Source organism: Halomonas caseinilytica, from assembly GCF_001662285.1.
Taxonomy (GTDB): Bacteria; Pseudomonadota; Gammaproteobacteria; order Pseudomonadales; family Halomonadaceae; genus Halomonas; species Halomonas caseinilytica.
Window position 1 is genome coordinate 29,092 of the sequence record NZ_BDEO01000002.1, and the last position, 17,373, is coordinate 46,464.

18 protein-coding genes are annotated in these 17,373 nt (G+C 63.0%); 6 read left to right on the forward strand and 12 right to left on the reverse strand.

All coding sequences use genetic code 11. The features are described 5' to 3' along the window. Positions 1-122: 122 nt before the first annotated feature. Complete coding sequence (locus HSDC_RS04155; protein WP_064698692.1) at positions 123-692, reverse strand: TetR/AcrR family transcriptional regulator; 570 nt, start codon at positions 690-692, stop codon at positions 123-125. A 129-nt stretch (positions 693-821) separates the two neighbouring features. On the opposite strand from HSDC_RS04155, the gene HSDC_RS04160 reads away from it, so the two are divergent. Beyond that, positions 822-2,009: an acetyl-CoA C-acyltransferase gene (locus HSDC_RS04160; protein ID WP_064698693.1), complete on the forward strand. Its 1,188-nt coding sequence runs from the start codon at positions 822-824 to the stop codon at positions 2,007-2,009. Positions 2,010-2,032: 23 nt separating this feature from the next. On the opposite strand, the gene HSDC_RS04165 is transcribed toward HSDC_RS04160, so the two are convergent. After that, complete coding sequence (locus HSDC_RS04165; RefSeq protein ID WP_064698694.1) at positions 2,033-2,836, reverse strand: ABC transporter permease; 804 nt, start codon at positions 2,834-2,836, stop codon at positions 2,033-2,035. Further along, positions 2,827-3,447, reverse strand: coding sequence for an ABC transporter ATP-binding protein (locus tag HSDC_RS04170; protein ID WP_137055189.1), 621 nt, complete (start codon positions 3,445-3,447; stop codon positions 2,827-2,829). The genes HSDC_RS04165 and HSDC_RS04170 overlap by 10 nt, the downstream gene beginning before the upstream one ends. 311 nt (positions 3,448-3,758) lie before the next feature. On the opposite strand from HSDC_RS04170, the gene phnD reads away from it, so the two are divergent. The 4 genes from phnD (at position 3,759) to phnE (HSDC_RS04190) (ending at position 7,225) form a co-directional block, all read left to right on the forward strand. After that, positions 3,759-4,691, forward strand: coding sequence for a phosphate/phosphite/phosphonate ABC transporter substrate-binding protein (gene phnD / locus HSDC_RS04175; RefSeq protein ID WP_064698872.1), 933 nt, complete (start codon positions 3,759-3,761; stop codon positions 4,689-4,691). A 67-nt stretch (positions 4,692-4,758) separates the two neighbouring features. After that, positions 4,759-5,589: a phosphonate ABC transporter ATP-binding protein gene (phnC, locus tag HSDC_RS04180; protein ID WP_064698696.1), complete on the forward strand. Its 831-nt coding sequence runs from the start codon at positions 4,759-4,761 to the stop codon at positions 5,587-5,589. Beyond that, positions 5,586-6,395, forward strand: coding sequence for a phosphonate ABC transporter, permease protein PhnE (gene phnE, locus HSDC_RS04185; RefSeq protein ID WP_064698697.1), 810 nt, complete (start codon positions 5,586-5,588; stop codon positions 6,393-6,395). The genes phnC and phnE (HSDC_RS04185) overlap by 4 nt, the downstream gene beginning before the upstream one ends. After that, complete coding sequence (gene phnE, locus HSDC_RS04190) at positions 6,392-7,225, forward strand: phosphonate ABC transporter, permease protein PhnE (protein ID WP_064698698.1); 834 nt, start codon at positions 6,392-6,394, stop codon at positions 7,223-7,225. The genes phnE (HSDC_RS04185) and phnE (HSDC_RS04190) overlap by 4 nt, the downstream gene beginning before the upstream one ends. Before the next feature lie 62 nt (positions 7,226-7,287). On the opposite strand, the gene HSDC_RS04195 is transcribed toward phnE (HSDC_RS04190), so the two are convergent. The 9 genes from HSDC_RS04195 to HSDC_RS04235 all read right to left on the reverse strand — a co-directional run bounded on the left by HSDC_RS04195 (position 7,288) and on the right by HSDC_RS04235 (position 16,263). Beyond that, a complete protein-coding gene (locus tag HSDC_RS04195; protein ID WP_064698699.1) occupies positions 7,288-7,632 on the reverse strand; it encodes a metalloregulator ArsR/SmtB family transcription factor in 345 nt (114 codons plus the stop codon). 65 nt (positions 7,633-7,697) lie between these two features. Then, complete coding sequence (gene arsJ / locus HSDC_RS04200; RefSeq protein WP_064698700.1) at positions 7,698-8,927, reverse strand: organoarsenical effux MFS transporter ArsJ; 1,230 nt, start codon at positions 8,925-8,927, stop codon at positions 7,698-7,700. Beyond that, positions 8,920-9,936, reverse strand: a complete 1,017-nt coding sequence (locus tag HSDC_RS04205; protein WP_064698701.1) for an ArsJ-associated glyceraldehyde-3-phosphate dehydrogenase — start codon at positions 9,934-9,936, stop codon at positions 8,920-8,922. Before HSDC_RS04205 ends, arsJ begins: the two co-directional genes overlap by 8 nt. Next, positions 9,933-10,367 carry an arsenate reductase ArsC gene (locus HSDC_RS04210; protein ID WP_064698702.1) on the reverse strand — a complete coding sequence of 145 codons (435 nt, stop codon included), beginning with the start codon at positions 10,365-10,367 and terminating at the stop codon, positions 9,933-9,935. The genes HSDC_RS04205 and HSDC_RS04210 overlap by 4 nt, the downstream gene beginning before the upstream one ends. 129 nt (positions 10,368-10,496) lie before the next feature. Continuing rightward, positions 10,497-11,306 (reverse strand): phosphate ABC transporter ATP-binding protein PstB, encoded by an 810-nt coding sequence (gene pstB, locus HSDC_RS04215; protein WP_425292859.1) that lies wholly within the window; start codon positions 11,304-11,306, stop codon positions 10,497-10,499. Positions 11,307-11,371: 65 nt separating this feature from the next. After that, entirely contained in the window at positions 11,372-12,538 is a 1,167-nt protein-coding gene (gene pstA, locus HSDC_RS04220; RefSeq protein WP_064698703.1) for a phosphate ABC transporter permease PstA, read from the reverse strand. A gap of 17 nt (positions 12,539-12,555) precedes the next feature. After that, on the reverse strand, positions 12,556-13,812 hold the full coding sequence (gene pstC / locus HSDC_RS04225; protein ID WP_064698704.1) for a phosphate ABC transporter permease subunit PstC: 1,257 nt from the start codon (positions 13,810-13,812) through the stop codon (positions 12,556-12,558). A gap of 99 nt (positions 13,813-13,911) precedes the next feature. After that, positions 13,912-14,940, reverse strand: a complete 1,029-nt coding sequence (locus HSDC_RS04230) for a PstS family phosphate ABC transporter substrate-binding protein (RefSeq protein ID WP_064698874.1) — start codon at positions 14,938-14,940, stop codon at positions 13,912-13,914. Between the two features lie 102 nt (positions 14,941-15,042). Beyond that, positions 15,043-16,263: a multidrug effflux MFS transporter gene (locus HSDC_RS04235; protein WP_064698875.1), complete on the reverse strand. Its 1,221-nt coding sequence runs from the start codon at positions 16,261-16,263 to the stop codon at positions 15,043-15,045. Positions 16,264-16,424: 161 nt separating this feature from the next. Between HSDC_RS04235 and tal the strand changes: the two genes are divergently transcribed. Beyond that, positions 16,425-17,363: a transaldolase gene (tal, locus tag HSDC_RS04240; protein WP_064698705.1), complete on the forward strand. Its 939-nt coding sequence runs from the start codon at positions 16,425-16,427 to the stop codon at positions 17,361-17,363. The last annotated feature ends 10 nt before the right edge of the window (positions 17,364-17,373 follow it).

Genomic DNA, 17,373 nt, shown 5'->3' on the forward strand with positions numbered 1-17,373 from the left:
CGTAAGCGTCAACCTATCAAGCGCTAGGGTCAAGCTAGAGGCTCGTGCTCGGCAGGGCAAGCGCCGAAGACGCAAATGGAGCTAGACCATGGTCGACGCCATGCCCAAACGACAAGCGCCCGTCAGCCGGCAGGATGGGTCAACATGGCGACGAGCTCCCCGGCGAGTTCATCCGGCGTCCGTTCACCATCAGGGTCATACCAGCGCACGGTCCAGTTGAGCGCGCCCATCACGAAACGCGAGACCAGAAAACGATCGCCCCGGATCAGGCCGGCGGCCAGGGCGTCGTCGATCACCTCTTCCCAGAGTGCCTCATAGGCATCGCGCAGGTGGCTGAGATGGGCTCTCGCCGGCGCGTCCAGGCGTCGCCATTCGTACAGCGCCACCACATGGGCGTTGCGGTCGGTGAGCAGCGTCTCCAGGTGAGCCCGGGCCATGGCGTGCAACCTCGAAGCAGGGTTGCTGTCGCAGTCATCGAGGGCTGCCCGTGCGATACCGAGGGCGTTTTGCGTGCCTTCCTCGATCACCGCGGCCAGGATCTCCTGCTTGTCGCGGAAATGGTGGAACAGGCTTCCGGACTTGATGCCCATCTCCTGGGCCAGCATGCGCACCGTGGTACGGTCGAAGCCTTCCTGAACGAAGAGCTGGGCAGCCTGGCGCGTCAGTTCCTTGCGGCGCGGAGAGTCATTCATTACATTCATCGAGATTTACACTAGCGCTTGCTTGGTTGACCCTGAGAAGATCATAGCCCCGCCGACGGGTCAACGCCGTTGACCAACGCGCCCTCACAATCACAACCATCACTGATCGGGAGATACCTCATGAGCCACGCCGACGATATCGTATTCCTCTCCGCGACTCGCACGCCCATGGGCGGCATGCTCGGCAGCCTCGCCTCGCTCACTGCCCCGGAGATCGCCGCCACGGCGATCCGCGCCGCCATCGAACGTGCCGGCATCGAGGCCTCCGACATCGACGAGGGCATCCTGGGCTGTGTACTGCCCGCCGGCGTCAAGCAGGGGCCGGCCCGGCAGGCCATGCGTCAGGCCAACATTCCCGACACCATCGGCGCCACCACCATCAACAAACTATGCGGCTCGGGCATGAAAGCCACCATGCTGGCCCATGACCTGATTCGTGCCGGTAGCGGCGAGGTCCTGCTGGCCGGCGGCATGGAATCCATGTCCAACGCCCCGCATGTGCTGACCCGGGCGCGCACCGGCTACCGCCTGGGGCACGGCGAATTGAAGGACCACATGTTCCTCGATGGCCTGGAAGACGCCGAGACCGGCCAGTTGATGGGCGGCTTCGCCCAGCAGATCGCCACCGAGCGCGGCTATTCCCGCGAGCGGCTCGATGACTTCGCCATTGCCTCGCTGGAACGCGCCATGCAGGCCACCGAGGCAGGCCACCTGGATGCCGAGATGGCACCTGTCACGGTCAAGGATCGCAAGGGCGAGACTCGGGTCGAGCACGACGAGCAGCCCTTTCAGGCCCGGCTCGACAAGATTCGCGAACTGCGCCCGGCCTTCGCCAAGGACGGCACCATCACTGCCGCCAACTCGAGCTCGATCTCGGATGGTGCCTCGGCGCTGATCCTGGCCAGCCAGGCGGCGGCGGATCGGGCTGGCGCCAAGCCCATCGCCCGCATGCTCGGCCACAGCACCCATTCGCGCCATCCAAGCGAGTTCACCATCGCCCCGGTGGGCGCCATCGACAAGCTGATGAACAAGCTCGACTGGGGTGTCGACGACGTGGATCTGTTCGAGATCAACGAAGCCTTCGCCGTGGTCACCCTGATGGCCATGGACGACCTGGGCCTGCCCCATGACAAGGTCAACGTCTTCGGCGGTGCCTGCGCCCAGGGCCACCCCATCGGCTCCACCGGCTCGCGGATCATCGCCACCCTGATCCACGCCCTGCGCACCCGAGGCGGCAAGCGCGGCATCGCCAGCCTGTGCATCGGCGGCGGTGAAGCCACCGCCGTGGCCGTGGAACTGATCGACTAGGGCGCTTCGCCCATTGCCCCTTGCTAATGGCGAGGGGCGGCCAGGCGCTCCAGCCGCAACCGCTGGCGATCGTCGAACAATCGCCGACTCCCTGCAGCCACCGCCACCAGGGTGCCGAACCCGGTGCCCAGGGTCAGGGTGAACATCACCAGGATCTGATACTTGACCGCCAGTGCCGGCGGGCTGCCGGCCAGTATCTGGCCGGTCATCATGCCCGGCAGGCTGACCACGCCGGCGGCGGCCATGGCATTGATGGTGGGCATCAGGCCGCTGCGCATCGCTTCGCGGCGGATATCGCCGACCGCCTCCTGCCAGCGCTGCCCGAGCATCAGGCGATTCTCGATCACCGCCCGCTGGCGCCAGGCCGTGTCGGTCAGACGGTCCAGCGCCAAAGCCACGCCGGTCATGGTATTGCCCAGCATCATGCCCAACAGCGGGATGGCGTATTGAGGCCGATACCAGGGATCCGGCCCGATGACCACGGTCAGGGTCAGCACGGCCACGCTGAACGAGGACACGAACATCGCCAGCGTGCCGATGCCGAACGCCCAGCCGCCTACCAGGCGACGCGTCTGGCGTGCCATCACCTCGCGCCCGGCAATCAGCAACATGCCGAATGCCATCAGCGCCACCCAGTGCAATGCCGATGCCGCGAACAACGCCTCCAGCACCAGGCCCACCAAGGACAACTGAATCACAGTGCGCGCCGCGGCGAACAGCAGGCTTCTGGCCATGCCCAGTCGCGCGACGACCGTGCACCCTGCCAGCGCCACCACCAGCAGTGCCGCCAGGGCCAATTGCCACCAGCTGAGCACGATCACGTCCATGCGCTCATCTCCTCCTCTTCCACCAGTTGCCCATCGCGGAGGCACCAGTGACGATCCGCCACCCGAGCGATCTGGCCCGTGTCGTGGGCCACCCAGAGCGTCGGCCAGCCTCGAGCGCGAATGCGCTCGACCAGCCAGGCTTCCACGCGTCGGATCGTGACTCCGTCGAGATTGGCGGTGGGTTCGTCAAGCAGCAATGCCCGGGGCCCGCGGGCGACTGCCCGCAATAGCGCCAGACGCTGCCTCTCCCCGGAAGAAAGCCGCGCCACCTGCCAATCAAGCACGTCCGGAGTAAAGCCCAACATCTCCAGATCGGCCGGGGCGACCGTCGGCAGATGATCGCCAACATGATCGGCCCACCAATGACTCTCCGCCGGCACCAGCATCACCTGGGCCCGCCATTCATGGGCCGGGATCATCGACTGCGCCCGTTCACCCAGCCATGCCTCCCCTGCGTGAGGCTCGAGGTCCGCCAGGGCACGCAACAGCCGGCTCTTTCCCGAACCGCTGGCCCCCGAAAGGCAAAGAATCTCGCCGGGCGCGAGGTTCAGGTCGACGTCGCTTAGTTCACCTACGGCGAAGCGCTCGAGGCTCAGCGAATGAGGGCACACAAGTGATGGCTCCTGAACGGGGTCAACGAAAGTCGGCAATAGCATTCGCCTATCAAGAAAGCACGATAATGCCTCACTATCCGCTTCTCTGGACAGCACCACCGGAAAGCTGAACACCCTTTCGGGTCTCGATGACAGTAACTCCCGACTCTTCGCGAATCACGCTTCAGGGTCACCTAACCTTCATCGGCACGACATCTCCTCGACCCATCGTTGTCACGACCTCTGACCAAGCTATCGCCCGAGTTCCCATTTCCCGACACAGGTGATGACCCGTGCACAGCTTTCCCCGTTTCCTGATCGCTGGCGGCATGGCCGCCACCGCCCTGGCCGCCGGCCTCTCCCAGGCTCAGGCCGACTTCCAGCTCAGCGAGCGTTTCACCGACGCCGACGGTGACCTGGTCGCCGACATCCCCGACGACGAGTCCCAGTGGCTCGACCCGGACACCCTGGTGTTTGCCTATACACCGGTCGAGGATCCCGCCGTCTATGCCGACGTGTGGGCCGGCTTTCTGGAGCACATGGAAGAGGTAACCGGCAAGGAAGTGCAATTCTTCCCGGTACAATCCAACGCCGCCCAGATCGAGGCGATGCGTGCCGGACGCCTGCACGTGGCTGGCTTCAATACTGGCTCCAATCCCCTGGCAGTGGCCTGTGCCGGCTTTCGCCCCTTCGCCATGATGGCCGCCGAGGATGGCTCTTTCGGATACGAAATGGAGATCATCACCTACCCGGATTCCGGCATCGACGAGGTGGAGGACATTCGCGGCAAGACCCTGACGCACACGTCCGAAACGTCCAACTCGGGCTTCAAGGCTCCTACCGCCCTGATGGCCTCGGAGTTCGGCATGACCTCCGGCGAAGACTATGAGGTCGATTTCTCCGGCAAGCACGACAACTCCGTGCTCGGTGTGGCCAACGAGGACTACGAGGTCGCCACCGTTGCCAATTCGGTGAAGAACCGCATGATCGACCGCGGCGTCATCGATGCCGATCAGCTCGAGGTGATCTACCAGTCCGACACCTTCCCCACCACCGGCTATGGCACCGTCTACAACCTGGCTCCCGAGCTGCAGGACGATATCAAGGAAGCCTTCTTCAGCTTCGATTGGGAAGGCAGTCAGCTTGCCGAAGAGTTCGGCCGCAATGGCGAGGAACAATTCATTCCCATCAGCTTCCAGGATCACTGGGCCGTCATCCGTCAGATCGACGAAGCCAACGGTGTCGAGTACAACTGCGACTGAGTCGGCCGTCCATCAGGAAGCAGGCGGCAAGTCGCCTGCTTCCTCGTCGCATGCTGAAAGGTGACAAGTGCTGACCCTCGATCACTTATCCAAGACGTACGGCGCCGGCTCCTCGGGCGACAAGGCATTGCACGAGGTGACCTTCCAGGTGCCGCAAGGCCAGGTGCTGGGGCTGATCGGCCCTTCCGGCGCCGGCAAATCCACCCTGATCCGCTGCATCAATCGGCTGGTGGAACCCAGCGCCGGGACCATCCGGTTGGGCAAGACGAACCTGGCCGGGCTGCGCGGCCGGGAGCTGCGCCGGGCTCGCCGGCGCATCGGCATGATCTTCCAGGAATACGCTCTCGTGGAGCGCCTCACCGTGATGGAGAACGTGCTCTCCGGGCGACTGGGCTATGTCCCCTTCTGGCGTAGCTTTACCCGACGCTTCCCGGGCCACGACATCGAGAACGCCTACCGCCTGCTCGATCGGGTGGGCCTGCTCGACCACGCCGACAAGCGCGCCGATGCCCTCTCCGGCGGTCAACGACAACGTGTGGGCATCGCACGTGCCCTGGCGCAGGAGCCGGAGCTTTTGCTGGTGGATGAACCCACGGCAAGCCTTGATCCACGGACCAGCCGACAGATCATGCGCCTGATCACCGAGATCTGTGCAGAACGTGACCTGCCGGCCATCGTCAATATCCATGATGTCCCCCTGGCCCAGCAGTTCATGCATCGTATCGTCGGGCTGCGCAGCGGCGAGATGGTCTTCGATGGTGCGCCTCAGAAACTCGACGACACCATGCTCACCGAGATCTACGGCGCCGAGGACTGGACCCTCATGCGCCAGGAACACGAAGACGACGAAGTCGCCGAACGGGCTGGTCGACTGCCACTCGCGGAGAGCGTGGGATGAAGCAGGCTCGGCACTATCCACGTCACTGGCGACGCCCGCCGCAGATCATCACTGGCCGTCGCTGGCGAGTCCTCCTGCCGCTGGCGATCCTGGCCTATCTGACATTGGCCATCAGCTCGCTGGAAGTCGACACGGCACGCCTGATCGATGGCCTGGAACGCGGAGCCCGCTTCGCCCATGGCTTCTTGCAGCCGGACTTCAGCAGCCGCTGGAGCGATATCCGTCAGGGGCTGATCGAGAGCCTGACCATGACACTCACCGCCACCGTGGTGGGCATTCTGATCTCGGTGCCCATTGGCATCGGTGCGGCACGCAACCTGGTGGCACGCCCGGTCTATCTGGTGTGCCGCTCGATCATCGCGGTGAGCCGTTCGCTGCAGGAGATCATCATCGCCATTTTTCTGGTGGCCATGTTCGGCTTCGGGCCTTTCGCCGGCTTCATCACCCTGGCCTTCGCCTCCATCGGTTTTCTGGCCAAGCTGCTCGCCGACGACATCGAGGAGATCGACGCCAGTCAGGCCGAGGCCATACGCGCCACCGGCGCCAGCTGGTGGCAACTGGTCCACTACGCCATCCAGCCCCAGGTGATGCCACGCCTGCTCGGCCTGTCGCTCTATCGGCTGGACATCAACTTCCGCGAAAGCGCGGTGATCGGGATCGTCGGTGCCGGCGGCATCGGCGCCACACTCAATACCGCTATCGACCGTTACGAGTACGACAGTGCCGGGGCCATCCTGCTGATCGTCATCGCCATCGTCATGCTGGCGGAATACGCATCCAGCCATCTGAGGAAAACCCTGCAATGAGCAAGCTCGACGTCAAGCCCGGCGAGCCCTCCCACTACTCGCAAGCCTGGACGTTCCGCACGCCTCGGGCCCGCCTGGCCCTGTGGCTCGGATGGCTGGCACTGGTGGCGTTGTTCGTGTGGTGCTGGCAACTGATGAACGAAGACACCATGTGGCTGTTCGTCGCCGATGCGCCGCGCCAGGCCGCCGACATCGGCAGCCGCTTGTTTCCGCCGGCGCTGGGCTACATGCCGGAGTTGCTGGCGCCCCTGTGGGATACACTCAACATCGCCACCCTCGGCACCTTGGGTGGCGTCATTCTGGCGGTACCGGTAGCGTTTCTGGCGGCGCGCAACACCACGCCTTCGGCCGCGCTGGTCCGCCCCGTGGCACTGCTGGTGATCGTGACCTCGCGCTCGATCAACTCGCTGATCTGGGCCTTGCTGCTGGTCGCGATCATCGGTCCGGGACTGCTGGCCGGCATCGTCGCCATCGCCCTGCGTTCCATCGGTTTCGTCGGCAAGCTGTTGTACGAGGCCATCGAGGAGACCGATGCGCGCCAGATCGAGGCCATGGTCGCCACCGGCGCTCGATCCGCCCAGGTGATCCATTACGGCATCGTGCCCCAGGTACTGCCCGCCTTCTGGGGCATTTCAGTGTTTCGCTGGGACATCAACATTCGTGAAAGCACCATCCTCGGCCTGGTCGGCGCCGGGGGAATCGGCATGAAACTGCAGTCCTCCATCGACACCCTGGCCTGGTCCCAGGTCGCCACCATCCTGCTCGTCATACTGGCTACCGTGGTGGTCAGCGAAGCGATCTCGGCACGCATGCGGCGCGCCTTGATCTAGGCCCTGTCGCGGAGGTCGAGGAATAGGCACCCGGCGCTAGCCACGACAAGCTCGATGGATCGTCAGCACAGGGCCACGCGACGCTCGGAGCGGTCGCCCAGGTGAGCGAGACGCGCCCGGAGCGTTTCGAGGCGCGTGATCTCGCCTTCCGCCCCGGCCATCAGGATAGCCGATGTCCAGTCGGGAAGGTCGGGAGCGATGCCGTAGTAGACCCATTGGCCGTCACGCCGATCCACCAGCAGCCCACACTGACGCAGCTGGGCGAGATGGCGCGACACCTTGGGCTGCGACTCGTCCAGCGCATGGGTCAATTCGCAGACGCATAACTCCCCTTCCTGCCGAATGAGCAGCGTCAGCATCAGACGAGTCTCGTCGGCCAGGCACTTGAAGACGCGCAAGGGTGTCATATGGCTCAAGGTCGTGGCCTCCTCGTGTGTGAATGCTCGTGCGAGCGGCTCTGCTTCGGCACAACTCAAGCCGTGTGCCTCTGGCCTGGCAACGCCAGGGCCATCAGCGCGCTGGCCGCCACCAGCGCCGCCGACCCCCACAGGCAGACGGAAAGGCCATGCACCTGATACAGCCAGCCTGACAGGACCGTTCCCGCAAGCCGGCCCATGGCGTTGGCCATGTAGTAGAAGCCCACGTCCATGGAGACGCCATCGGCGCGAGCGAAGTGGACGATCAAATAGCTGTGCCAACTGGAATTGATGGCAAACAGCACGCCGAAGGCCAGCAGTCCCGCCACCAGCCAGCCCACCTCGGCCAGCGGCAGCATCGCCAGCAGTGCCGGCAGGCCGGCCAGCATCAAGGCCCAGAACACCGTGACGGTACGTGGGCCGCCCTGCACCAGACCGGTCAGCCGCGGAGCCTGGGTCTGCACGCCGCCATAGCCGATCACCCAGATCGCCAGCAGGCCGCCTACCGTCCAGTAACTCCAGCCATGCTGGTCATACAGAAAGACCGGCAGCGCCACCACGAACCACACATCGCGAGCGGCAAACAGGCAGCACCTGGCCGCCGAGAGTACATTGATGGCCCGCGACTTGGCGAACACCTCGGTGAATTTCGGCTTGCGCTTGCCGCGGCCCAGGTCGGCCTTGAGCCTGAGCAACGACAACCCCAGCACGACGACCAGCATCACCGCCATGGCGATGACGGCCCCGCGAAAGCCGATCCAGGTCAGCAGTGCCCCACCCAGGAAGAAACCGGCTCCCTTGAGGGCGTTTTTGGAACCGGTGAGAATCGCCACCCAGCGATAGAGAGCGCTGCCAGCATTGGCACTATCCTTCGGCGCCAGCACCTTGACCGCGCTCTTGGCGCTCATCTTGTTGAGATCCTTGGCGATCCCCGAGAGCGCCTGGGCGGCCATCACCCATGGCACGCTCAAGGCGGCGGACGGCACCATCAGCATGCCCAGCGCCACGATCTGCAGGCCAAGCCCGAGATTCATGGTGCGATTGAGCCCCAGGCGCGCCCCCAGCCAGCCTCCCACCAGGTTGGTGACCACGCCGAAGGCCTCGTAGAAGAGAAACAGCAGGGCCACTTCCAGCGGAGAATACCCCAACTGGTGAAAGTGCAGCACCACCAGCATGCGCAGGGCCCCATCGGTCAGGGTGAAGGCCCAGTAGTTGCCGGTGATCAGCAGATATTGTCGAATCTCGAAGGGCAGCGTCCTGAAACGCGCAACAAGCGACTCAGCCACAGCTCACCTTCCGTGTCAGCTCGGCCGTGCGATTGGCATAGCCCCACTCGTTGTCGTACCAGGCGTAGAGCTTGAGCTGAGTCCCGTTCACCACCATGGTCGATGGCGCGTCAATGATCGAGCTACGTGGGTCGGTACGATAATCGATGGAGACCAGAGGGCGTTCTTCATAGCCCAAGATACCGGCCAGCGGGCCTTTCGCCGCCTGTTCCAGGGCGGTGTTAACCTCCTCCACCGTGACCTCGTGCTCCAGCTCGAAGACCATGTCGGTCAGCGAGGCGTTCGCCAGCGGCACGCGCACGGCGTGGCCGTTCAGCTTGCCCTCGAGTTCCGGGAAGATTGCAGTGATCGCCTTGGCCGAGCCGGTCGTGGTGGGAATCAGGCTCATGCCGCAGGCCCGGGCCCGCCGCAGGTCCTTGTGAGGAGCATCGAGGATGGTCTGGGTATTGGTGATGTCATGCACCGTGGTCATCGAACCGTGGCGAATGCCGAAGGTCTCCTGGATCACCTTGACCACCGGCGCCAGGCAGTTGGTGGTGCAGCTCGCGGCGGTGACGATGCGATGCACCTCAGGATCATAACGGTCTTCGTTCACCCCCATCACCACATTGAGTACATCGTCATCCTTGAGCGGCGCGCTCACGACGACGCGCGCCACGCCCTGCTCGAAATACGGCGCCAATTGCATGCTTTTCTTGGCAGTACCGGAGGCCTCGATCACCACGTCACAGGTCGACCAGTCGCTTGCCCCATAGTCTCGCCCGCCGCTGAAGGCGATACGCCGACCGTCCACCAGCAGGACATCATCCTCGGCCCGAATGCCACATCCCGGCGCCCAGTGGCCATGCACCGAGTCGAATTCCAGCAGATGCGCGAAGGTCGCGGCATCGCCACCCGGATCGTTGATACGGACGATCTCGACCTGCCCAGCCTCGATTTGGGGCCAGAGGCTACGCAGAGTCAGTCGGCCGATACGGCCGAAGCCGTTGATACCGATGCGTCGTGTCATGAAGGAGTGTCTCCTCCGTCGTCGTGTGCCTTGAGCTGCTGCCATAGCAAGAGGCGCTGGCGGATCTCCTGCAATGCCTGTTCGTAAGCATCGGGACGCTCGATGAAGCGGGGGTCGCGGATATCCCAGTAGAGCTGTTCATCGCGGCTACCCTGCCAATCGCGACACGCCTGCTTCGCCTTGTCGCAGAGCACGATCACCGTGTCGAAGTGCTGACCGGCGAAGTCATCCAGCGATTTGCTGGCCAGCCCCGAGCTGTCGATGCCCTGCTTGCGCAATGCCGCCAGGGCCAACTCATGGGGTCTATCCGGGTCGGTACCGGCACTGAAGACCTCGAAACGATCGCCGGCCATGTGCCTCAGCAAGGCTTCGCCCATCAGCGAGCGGGCGGAATTGGCGTTGCACAGGAAAAGAACGCGCGGTTTGGCCATGTCGGGGGCTCCAAAGCATATATGGAATTCCATATATACAATGCCGGGATGTCAAATCCATGACGGCCGGACACGACAACGGGGAGACGATGTCTCGCCTCCCCGTTTCCGATGCCCGTCAGCGAGAGATCAGCCGTAACGCCCGGTGATGTAATCCTCGGCCTTCTTGGTGGCCGGATTGGCGAACATCGTCTTGGTGTCGTTGTACTCGACGATCTCGCCCAAGTGGAAAAACGCCGTGTAGTCGGCGACTCGGGCGGCCTGCTGCATGTTGTGAGTCACGGTGATGATGGTGAACTGCTGCTTCAGCTTGTCCATCAGATCCTCGATGGTCGCCGTGGAAATCGGGTCCAGGGCAGACGTCGGTTCGTCCATCAGGATCACATCGGGGCGCACGGCGATGGCCCGGGCGATGCACAGGCGCTGCTGCTGACCGCCGGACAGCGAGGTGCCGGGCTCCTGCAGCTTGTCCTTGACCTCTTCCCACAGACCGGCATCACGCAGGGCCCGCTCGACCAGTTCGTCGGAATCGGCCTTGCGGCTCACCAGATCGTGCATGCGTGGCGCATAGGCGACGTTTTCATAGATCGACTTGGGGAAGGGGTTGGGCTTCTGGAAGACCATACCCACCCGGCGACGCAACGCCACCTCATCCATCTTGGCATCGTTGACGTCGCGGCCATCCATCTCGACCAGTCCCTGGATACGCACGCTAGGAATCAGGTCGTTCATGCGATTGAGACAGCGCAGGAACGTCGACTTGCCGCAACCGGAAGGCCCGATCAGCGCCGTGATATTCTTCTGATAGATATCGATGTCGATATCACTGAGAGCCTGGTTCTTGCCGTACCAGAGATTGAGATCGCGCACACGGATGCTCAGCTCGTGGTTGGCGTCCTCGTTTCGTGTCACCGGCTCTCCGGCGGTATGACCGGTCATAGATATCGTACTCCGCTGGGCAACTTGCATGTTCATCATTGCATTACCTGTATTAGGCCGCGGGATTACCAGCGACGTTCGAATTTCTTGCGCAGCACCACGGCAGTCGCATTCATGAAGATCAACACCGCCAGCAACACCAGAATGCCGCCGGATGTCTTCTCGATGAAGGCTCGTTCCGGTTCGCCGGCCCAGGTAAAGATCTGTGCAGGCAGTACAGTGGCGGCCTCGGTAAAGGAGCCCGTGATATCCGGGATGAAAGCCACCATGCCGACGATGATCAGCGGCGCCGTCTCGCCCATTGCCTGGGCCAGCCCGATGATCGAGCCGGTCATGATCCCCGGAAAGGCAACCGGCAGCACATGGTCCTTGACCATCTGCCAGCGCGAACAGCCTACGCCGAAGGCGGCATGACGAATGGAGTCCGGCACGCTGCGCAACGCCGAACGTGTCGAGATGATGATCACCGGCAGGGTCATCAGTGCCAACGTCAAGCCACCCACCAAGGGTGACGAACGCGGTACACCGAAAAAGCCGATGAAGATGGCCAGGCCGAGCAGACCGAACAGAATCGAAGGAATCGCTGCCAGATTGTTGATATTGATCTCGATCAGTCGGGTAAAGCGATTGTCCGGCGCAAACTCTTCCAGATAGACCGCCGTCATCACGCCGATGGGAAAGGCCACCGCCAGCGTCACCAGCAACGTCATCACCGTACCGAACGCCGCCGCGGCAATACCGGCGAACTCGGCCATCTTGGAGTCGCCCTTGGCGAAGAAGGTCGTGTTGAACTTGAGTTCCGCGCGACCCTGGGATGCAAGGCGATCCACTGTCGACTGCTCGTCGGCCCCGAGATTGGAGTGATGCCCCTTGAGGTACTGATCCACCGCGCTGTCGGCCAGCACCCACTCGGTGCGCGTCGTCCCCTGCAGTTCCGGGTTGTCCTTCATGCGCTGAGGTATCAGGCGCAGGTAGCCACGGCTGACCAGCGGGCGAATCTCCTCACTGAGTGCCGCCAGCGGAATCTCGCTGGCCTGCTCGCTGTAATCGACTTCCACTTGGATCTGCGCCTGCTGAAAAGCCGGCAGTCCCTTGACCAGCATGTCGGCAAAGAACAGGACCAGAAACATGCCAGCCAGCCCCAAGGCACCCATGGACATCCATTTCAAGCGTGCCGACTTGCGGTGACGGCTCTTGAGCTGGGCACTGATCTCATCGAAAGATTGGTTCATCGGTCACGACTCCCAGCTTAGAGGTTGTTGATGCGGTACTTTTCGCGGAATCGGCGGATCATGATCACCGAGACGAAATTCAGGGAAAGGGTTACCGCAAACAGCACCAGCCCCAGGGCAAAGGCCGACAGGGTTTCGGCACTACCAAACTCCAGATCGCCTGTCAGTGCCGCGACGATCCGGACCGTGACCGTGGTCATGTCCTCGAAGGGGTTGGCGGTGAGATTGGGACGCATGCCGGCAGCCATCACCACGATCATGGTCTCGCCCAGCGCCCGCGAGACGGCCAGCAACGACGCAGAAATGATCCCGGGCATGGCCGCGGGAACCACAACGTCACGGATCATTTCGCTCCGGGTCATGCCGAGTGCCATGGCCCCCTCGCGCATGCTGCCGGGAACCGAACTGATGACATCATCCGACAGCGAGGAGATGAAAGGAATGATCATGATGCCCATGACGATGCCAGGGGCCATGGCGTTGCTGAAGGAAGCCTCGATCCCAAAGAAGGCAGCGACCGCCACGACGATGGGCGCCACGGTGATGGCGGCGAAAAAGCCATAAACCACCGTTGGGATGCCGGCCAGCACTTCGAGAACCGGCTTGGCCACGGTGCGCACTTTCTCGGGCGCAAACTCGGACATGTAGATCGCCGACAGCAGGCCCACCGGAATGGCCACCAGCATCGCGATCAGGGTGATCATGAAGGTCCCGGCGAACAGCGGCACCGAGCCGAACTGGGCCGCACTTGAGGCTTCATCACTGCGTCCCGCGGCTTCCAGGAAACTGGCACCGGGGTTCCAGGTCGTGCCGGTGATGAAATCCCAGAAACTTTGCATCTGGAAGAAGCGAATCGCCTCCCCGATGATCGAAATCAGGATGCCGAAGGTAGTGAAGATCGACACCATCGCCGCACCGGCCAGCAGGAAGCGCACTACGGCTTCGATGGCCTTGCGGGCATGAAAGTTGGGCTTGACCAGATAGATACCGGCCATCAGCCCGACGCAGGCAACGGTCAGACTACCGGCCAGCAGATAGAAGGTCGGAATGTCTCCGCCCAGCAGCAGCATCACGAAGGCACCGACAGCCCCTACCAGCACCGCAGGCCCCGCCGTGGATAGAACGGTGAACCAGCCATACTGATCGGGCTGAGCGTGCATGGAGGTACCTGCCGCACGCACCCTGGAGGCTTTGGACCGTCCCAGGAAGAAGGCTATCAGACCCAGCACCAAGAGAGTGCCGCAGAAGATGGCGAAGAGTTGATTGGTCTGCATAGGATTCTCTCGAAGGAGTTCATCGACGGATCATCCGTCTTAACGTGAGCCGGCCGACAGCCCTGGCTGTCGGCCGGTTCAGGGCAAGCCCCGGTCGACTTACTTCAGATCAGCCAGTTCCAGTTGCTCCTGGTTCTTGATGGCATTGCGCTGCTCTTCACGCAGATCTTCCGGAGCCGGGATCAGGCCGAGGTCCTTCAGATATCCCATGTCGCCGATCATCTTCTCGCTCATGAACAGGTTGGCATACTCCATCATCGCCGGAACGTCTTCGGCATGCTGGTTCTTGGTATAGAAGAACAACGAGCGAGACACCGGATATTCGCCGCTGCCGATCGCTTCCGGAGTCGGCTCGACGCCATCGATGCTGGAACCGATCAGCGTATCGGCGTTTTCTTCCAGGAAGGAGTAGCCGAAGATGCCGAAGGCATCGGTGTTCTCGGAGAGACGCTGAACGATCAGGTTGTCATTCTCGCCGGAATCGATGTAGGCACCGTCGGAACGGATATCGGTATAGGCTTCGCCATAGGCCTCCATGTCTTCGGAAGCGGCTTCCATGACCAGCTCCTCGAAGGCATCACGGGTACCGGAGGTGGTCGGCGGGCCATAGACGGCGATCTCGCGCTCCGGCAGAGAGTCGTCGATATCGCTCCACTGCTGGTACGGGTTGTCGACCAGCTCACCGTCGACCGGCACCTGAGCAGCCAGGGCCAGGAAGAGCTGCTCACGCGTCACCGGCATGGCATCATTTTCGCTGGACTGCGCGAAGGCGATACCGTCATAGCCGATCATGGCTTCGCTGATGTCCGTCACCCCATTTTCCTGGCAGCGCTCGAACTCGGAGGGCTTCATGCGACGCGAGGCGTTGGTGATGTCCGGCGTGTCGCTGCCCACACCGTTGCAGAACAGGCGCAGGCCACCGCCGGAACCGGTGGACTCGATGACCGGCGTCGGATACTCGGTGGTAGCACCGAACTCTTCAACCACATAGCTGGCGAACGGATAGACGGTGCTGGAGCCCACGATACGCAGTTGCTCTCGCTCTTGGGCCTGGGCAACACCAGCCACGCCAACGGCGGCAGCGATGACGGTGGTCTTGAAAGTGCGGCTATTGAGGATGCGGTTCATGGAGTAGAGCTCCTGTTCATGGAAGTGTTCATCCTGCGCGAAACACAAGATGCCGCACGAAAATGACAGCTTCATGACAATCGCTTACTCGATGTAAAAAACTCAGGCGCCCTCTTCTCGACCCTCCTGGCTCGCAGCGGCCGACCGGCCGGCATGACCGGCCAGCACGCGCAACGCGAGATTGCCGGCCAGCGAGACGAACAGCATGGTCAGCACCATCGGCCAGGCGCTGTCGATCTCGAAGGCGCTCACGATCACGCCGGCCAGAGCCCCGCAGGTGAACTGGATGCTCCCCAGCAATGCCGTAGCCGTGGCACTCATATGACTGAAGTGCTCAAGCATCGAGGAAATGGCATTGGGCGTGATCAGGCCCACCATGCCCATGAACACCATGATCAGGGGCACCACGCTAACGGGCGAATCAAGCCCGGTAGCTACCAGCAGGATCAGACTCAGTGCCACGACGAGTTGCACGCCCATGCCCAGCCGCATGTTCTGCTGCGGGGTACGCCGGCGCAGCAAGCGGATATTGAGACGATTGGACCCCGCCATGACCACCACATTGGCCCCGAAGACCACCGGATAGATCGCCGGTGACAGGCCATAGTGCGTCATGTAGAGAAACGGCGAAGCGGTGATGAAGGCGAACATGCCCGCGAAGGTCGTGGCCACCGACAACACGTACCCCATGGCCTCGCGATGGCACAGCACGCTGACGTAGTTGCGCAACACCTGACGAGGCGAGGCACTGGGCGCATCCGGCGCCCGGGTCTCCGGCAACCGGGTGCCCATCAGCCACAGCAGGAAGGCAGCGTAAACCGCCAGGAAGACGAAAATCAGCCACCAATCGGCCAGATACAACAAGCCGCTCCCCACGGCCGGTGCCGCCAGGGGCGCCAGCATCATGATCATCGCCATGGTCGACATGACCTTGGCGGCCTCCCGACCGCTGAAACAATCGCGCACGATGGCCGCCGAATTGACCACGCAGGCACCGCCGCCCAGCGCCTGCACGAAGCGCAGCACGAGCAATTCGACCAGCGAGTCGACTTGGGTGATCATCAAGCTGGCCAGCAGAAACACCACCAGCCCCGTCAGCAGCACCGGCCGACGCCCGAAGCGATCGGAGGCGGGGCCGCCGGTCAGTTGGCCGAAGGCGAATCCCAGCAGGAACAGACTGATCGACAGCTCGGTATGATGGATGCTCTCTCCCACCGCCTCGGCCAGTGCCGGCATGGCCGGCAGGTAGGCATCGATGGCAAAGGGAGCCAGAGCGGTATTGGCCGCCACCAGCAAGGCGGCACGTCTAGCATCGAGGATCAAGGCGCCTCCGCAATCTTCCATGGCAAACTGTTTATGATAACGCCAATTCGCCTTTCCTGCCGGGCGCTGTCACGCGCCCGACGTCCTTGCCCGGTATATTCACTCATTCGGCCTTGTTAGAGTGAAAGGCCGCTTCGAACGATCCACACAAGGGACGCCCCATGGCAGATGACCTGCTTTCACAACTCAAGACCATGACCACCGTGGTGGCCGACACCGGCGACCTCGAGGCGATTCGCCGCTTCCAACCCACCGATGCCACCACCAATCCTTCGCTGATCCTGCAGGCCGCCCAACAGCCGGATCGCCGCGCACGGCTGGCAGAGATCGCTCGCGACGCCATCGACATCGATGATGCCCTGGACGCCGTGGCGGTGGAGATCGGCGGGGAAATCAGCCAGCTGGTTCCCGGTTACGTCTCCACCGAAGTCAGCGCCCGCCTCTCCTTCGATACTGACGCCACCCTGGCTCGGGCCCGTTCGCTGATCGAGCGCTATGGCCGCCAGGGCATCGCGCCCGAACGCATCCTCATCAAGGTCGCCGCCACCTGGGAAGGCATCGAAGCGGCCCGGGTGCTGGAGCGCGAAGGCATTCATACTAACCTGACGCTGCTGTTCAACTTCGCCCAGGCCCGAGCCTGCGCCGATGCCGGCGTGACTCTGGTCTCCCCCTTCGTGGGCCGGATTCTCGACTGGCACAAGGCCCGCGACCCCAATGCCGACTTCAGCGGCGAGCGCGACCCCGGCGTCCAGTCCGTGCGCCGCATCTACGAGCACTTCAAGGGACACGGTTACGATACCGTGGTGATGGGGGCAAGCTTCCGCAACAGCGGCGAGATCCTGGCGCTGGCCGGATGCGATCGATTGACGATCTCGCCCGCCCTGCTCGGCGAACTGGCCGAGACCCACGCGCCGCTGGAACGGCAATTGACGCCTCTGGACGCCGAAACCCAGGTTCCCGAGCCCCAGAACGAAGCCGAGTTCCGTTGGGCGCTGAACGAGGACGCCATGGCCACCGAGAAGCTGGCCGAAGGCATTCGCAAGTTCATGGACGATCAACGCAAGCTGGAAACCCTGCTCGGCGAACTCCGACAGTCATGAGAGCAGCATG

Excerpts from the sequence above, each read along its gene's own strand:
- HSDC_RS04155 (WP_064698692.1), bottom strand. The coding sequence starts at position 692 with ATGAATGACTCTCCGCGCCGCAAGGAACTGACGCGCCAGGCTGCCCAG.
- HSDC_RS04160 (WP_064698693.1), top strand. The coding sequence starts at position 822 with ATGAGCCACGCCGACGATATCGTATTCCTCTCCGCGACTCGCACGCCC.
- HSDC_RS04165 (WP_064698694.1), bottom strand. The coding sequence starts at position 2,836 with ATGGACGTGATCGTGCTCAGCTGGTGGCAATTGGCCCTGGCGGCACTG.
- phnD (WP_064698872.1), top strand. The coding sequence starts at position 3,759 with ATGGCCGCCACCGCCCTGGCCGCCGGCCTCTCCCAGGCTCAGGCCGAC.
- phnE (WP_064698697.1), top strand. The coding sequence starts at position 5,586 with ATGAAGCAGGCTCGGCACTATCCACGTCACTGGCGACGCCCGCCGCAG.
- phnE (WP_064698698.1), top strand. The coding sequence starts at position 6,392 with ATGAGCAAGCTCGACGTCAAGCCCGGCGAGCCCTCCCACTACTCGCAA.
- HSDC_RS04195 (WP_064698699.1), bottom strand. The coding sequence starts at position 7,632 with ATGACACCCTTGCGCGTCTTCAAGTGCCTGGCCGACGAGACTCGTCTG.
- HSDC_RS04205 (WP_064698701.1), bottom strand. The coding sequence starts at position 9,936 with ATGACACGACGCATCGGTATCAACGGCTTCGGCCGTATCGGCCGACTG.
- HSDC_RS04210 (WP_064698702.1), bottom strand. The coding sequence starts at position 10,367 with ATGGCCAAACCGCGCGTTCTTTTCCTGTGCAACGCCAATTCCGCCCGC.
- pstB (WP_425292859.1), bottom strand. The coding sequence starts at position 11,306 with ATGACCGGTCATACCGCCGGAGAGCCGGTGACACGAAACGAGGACGCC.
- pstA (WP_064698703.1), bottom strand. The coding sequence starts at position 12,538 with ATGAACCAATCTTTCGATGAGATCAGTGCCCAGCTCAAGAGCCGTCAC.
- pstC (WP_064698704.1), bottom strand. The coding sequence starts at position 13,812 with ATGCAGACCAATCAACTCTTCGCCATCTTCTGCGGCACTCTCTTGGTG.
- HSDC_RS04230 (WP_064698874.1), bottom strand. The coding sequence starts at position 14,940 with ATGAACCGCATCCTCAATAGCCGCACTTTCAAGACCACCGTCATCGCT.
- tal (WP_064698705.1), top strand. The coding sequence starts at position 16,425 with ATGGCAGATGACCTGCTTTCACAACTCAAGACCATGACCACCGTGGTG.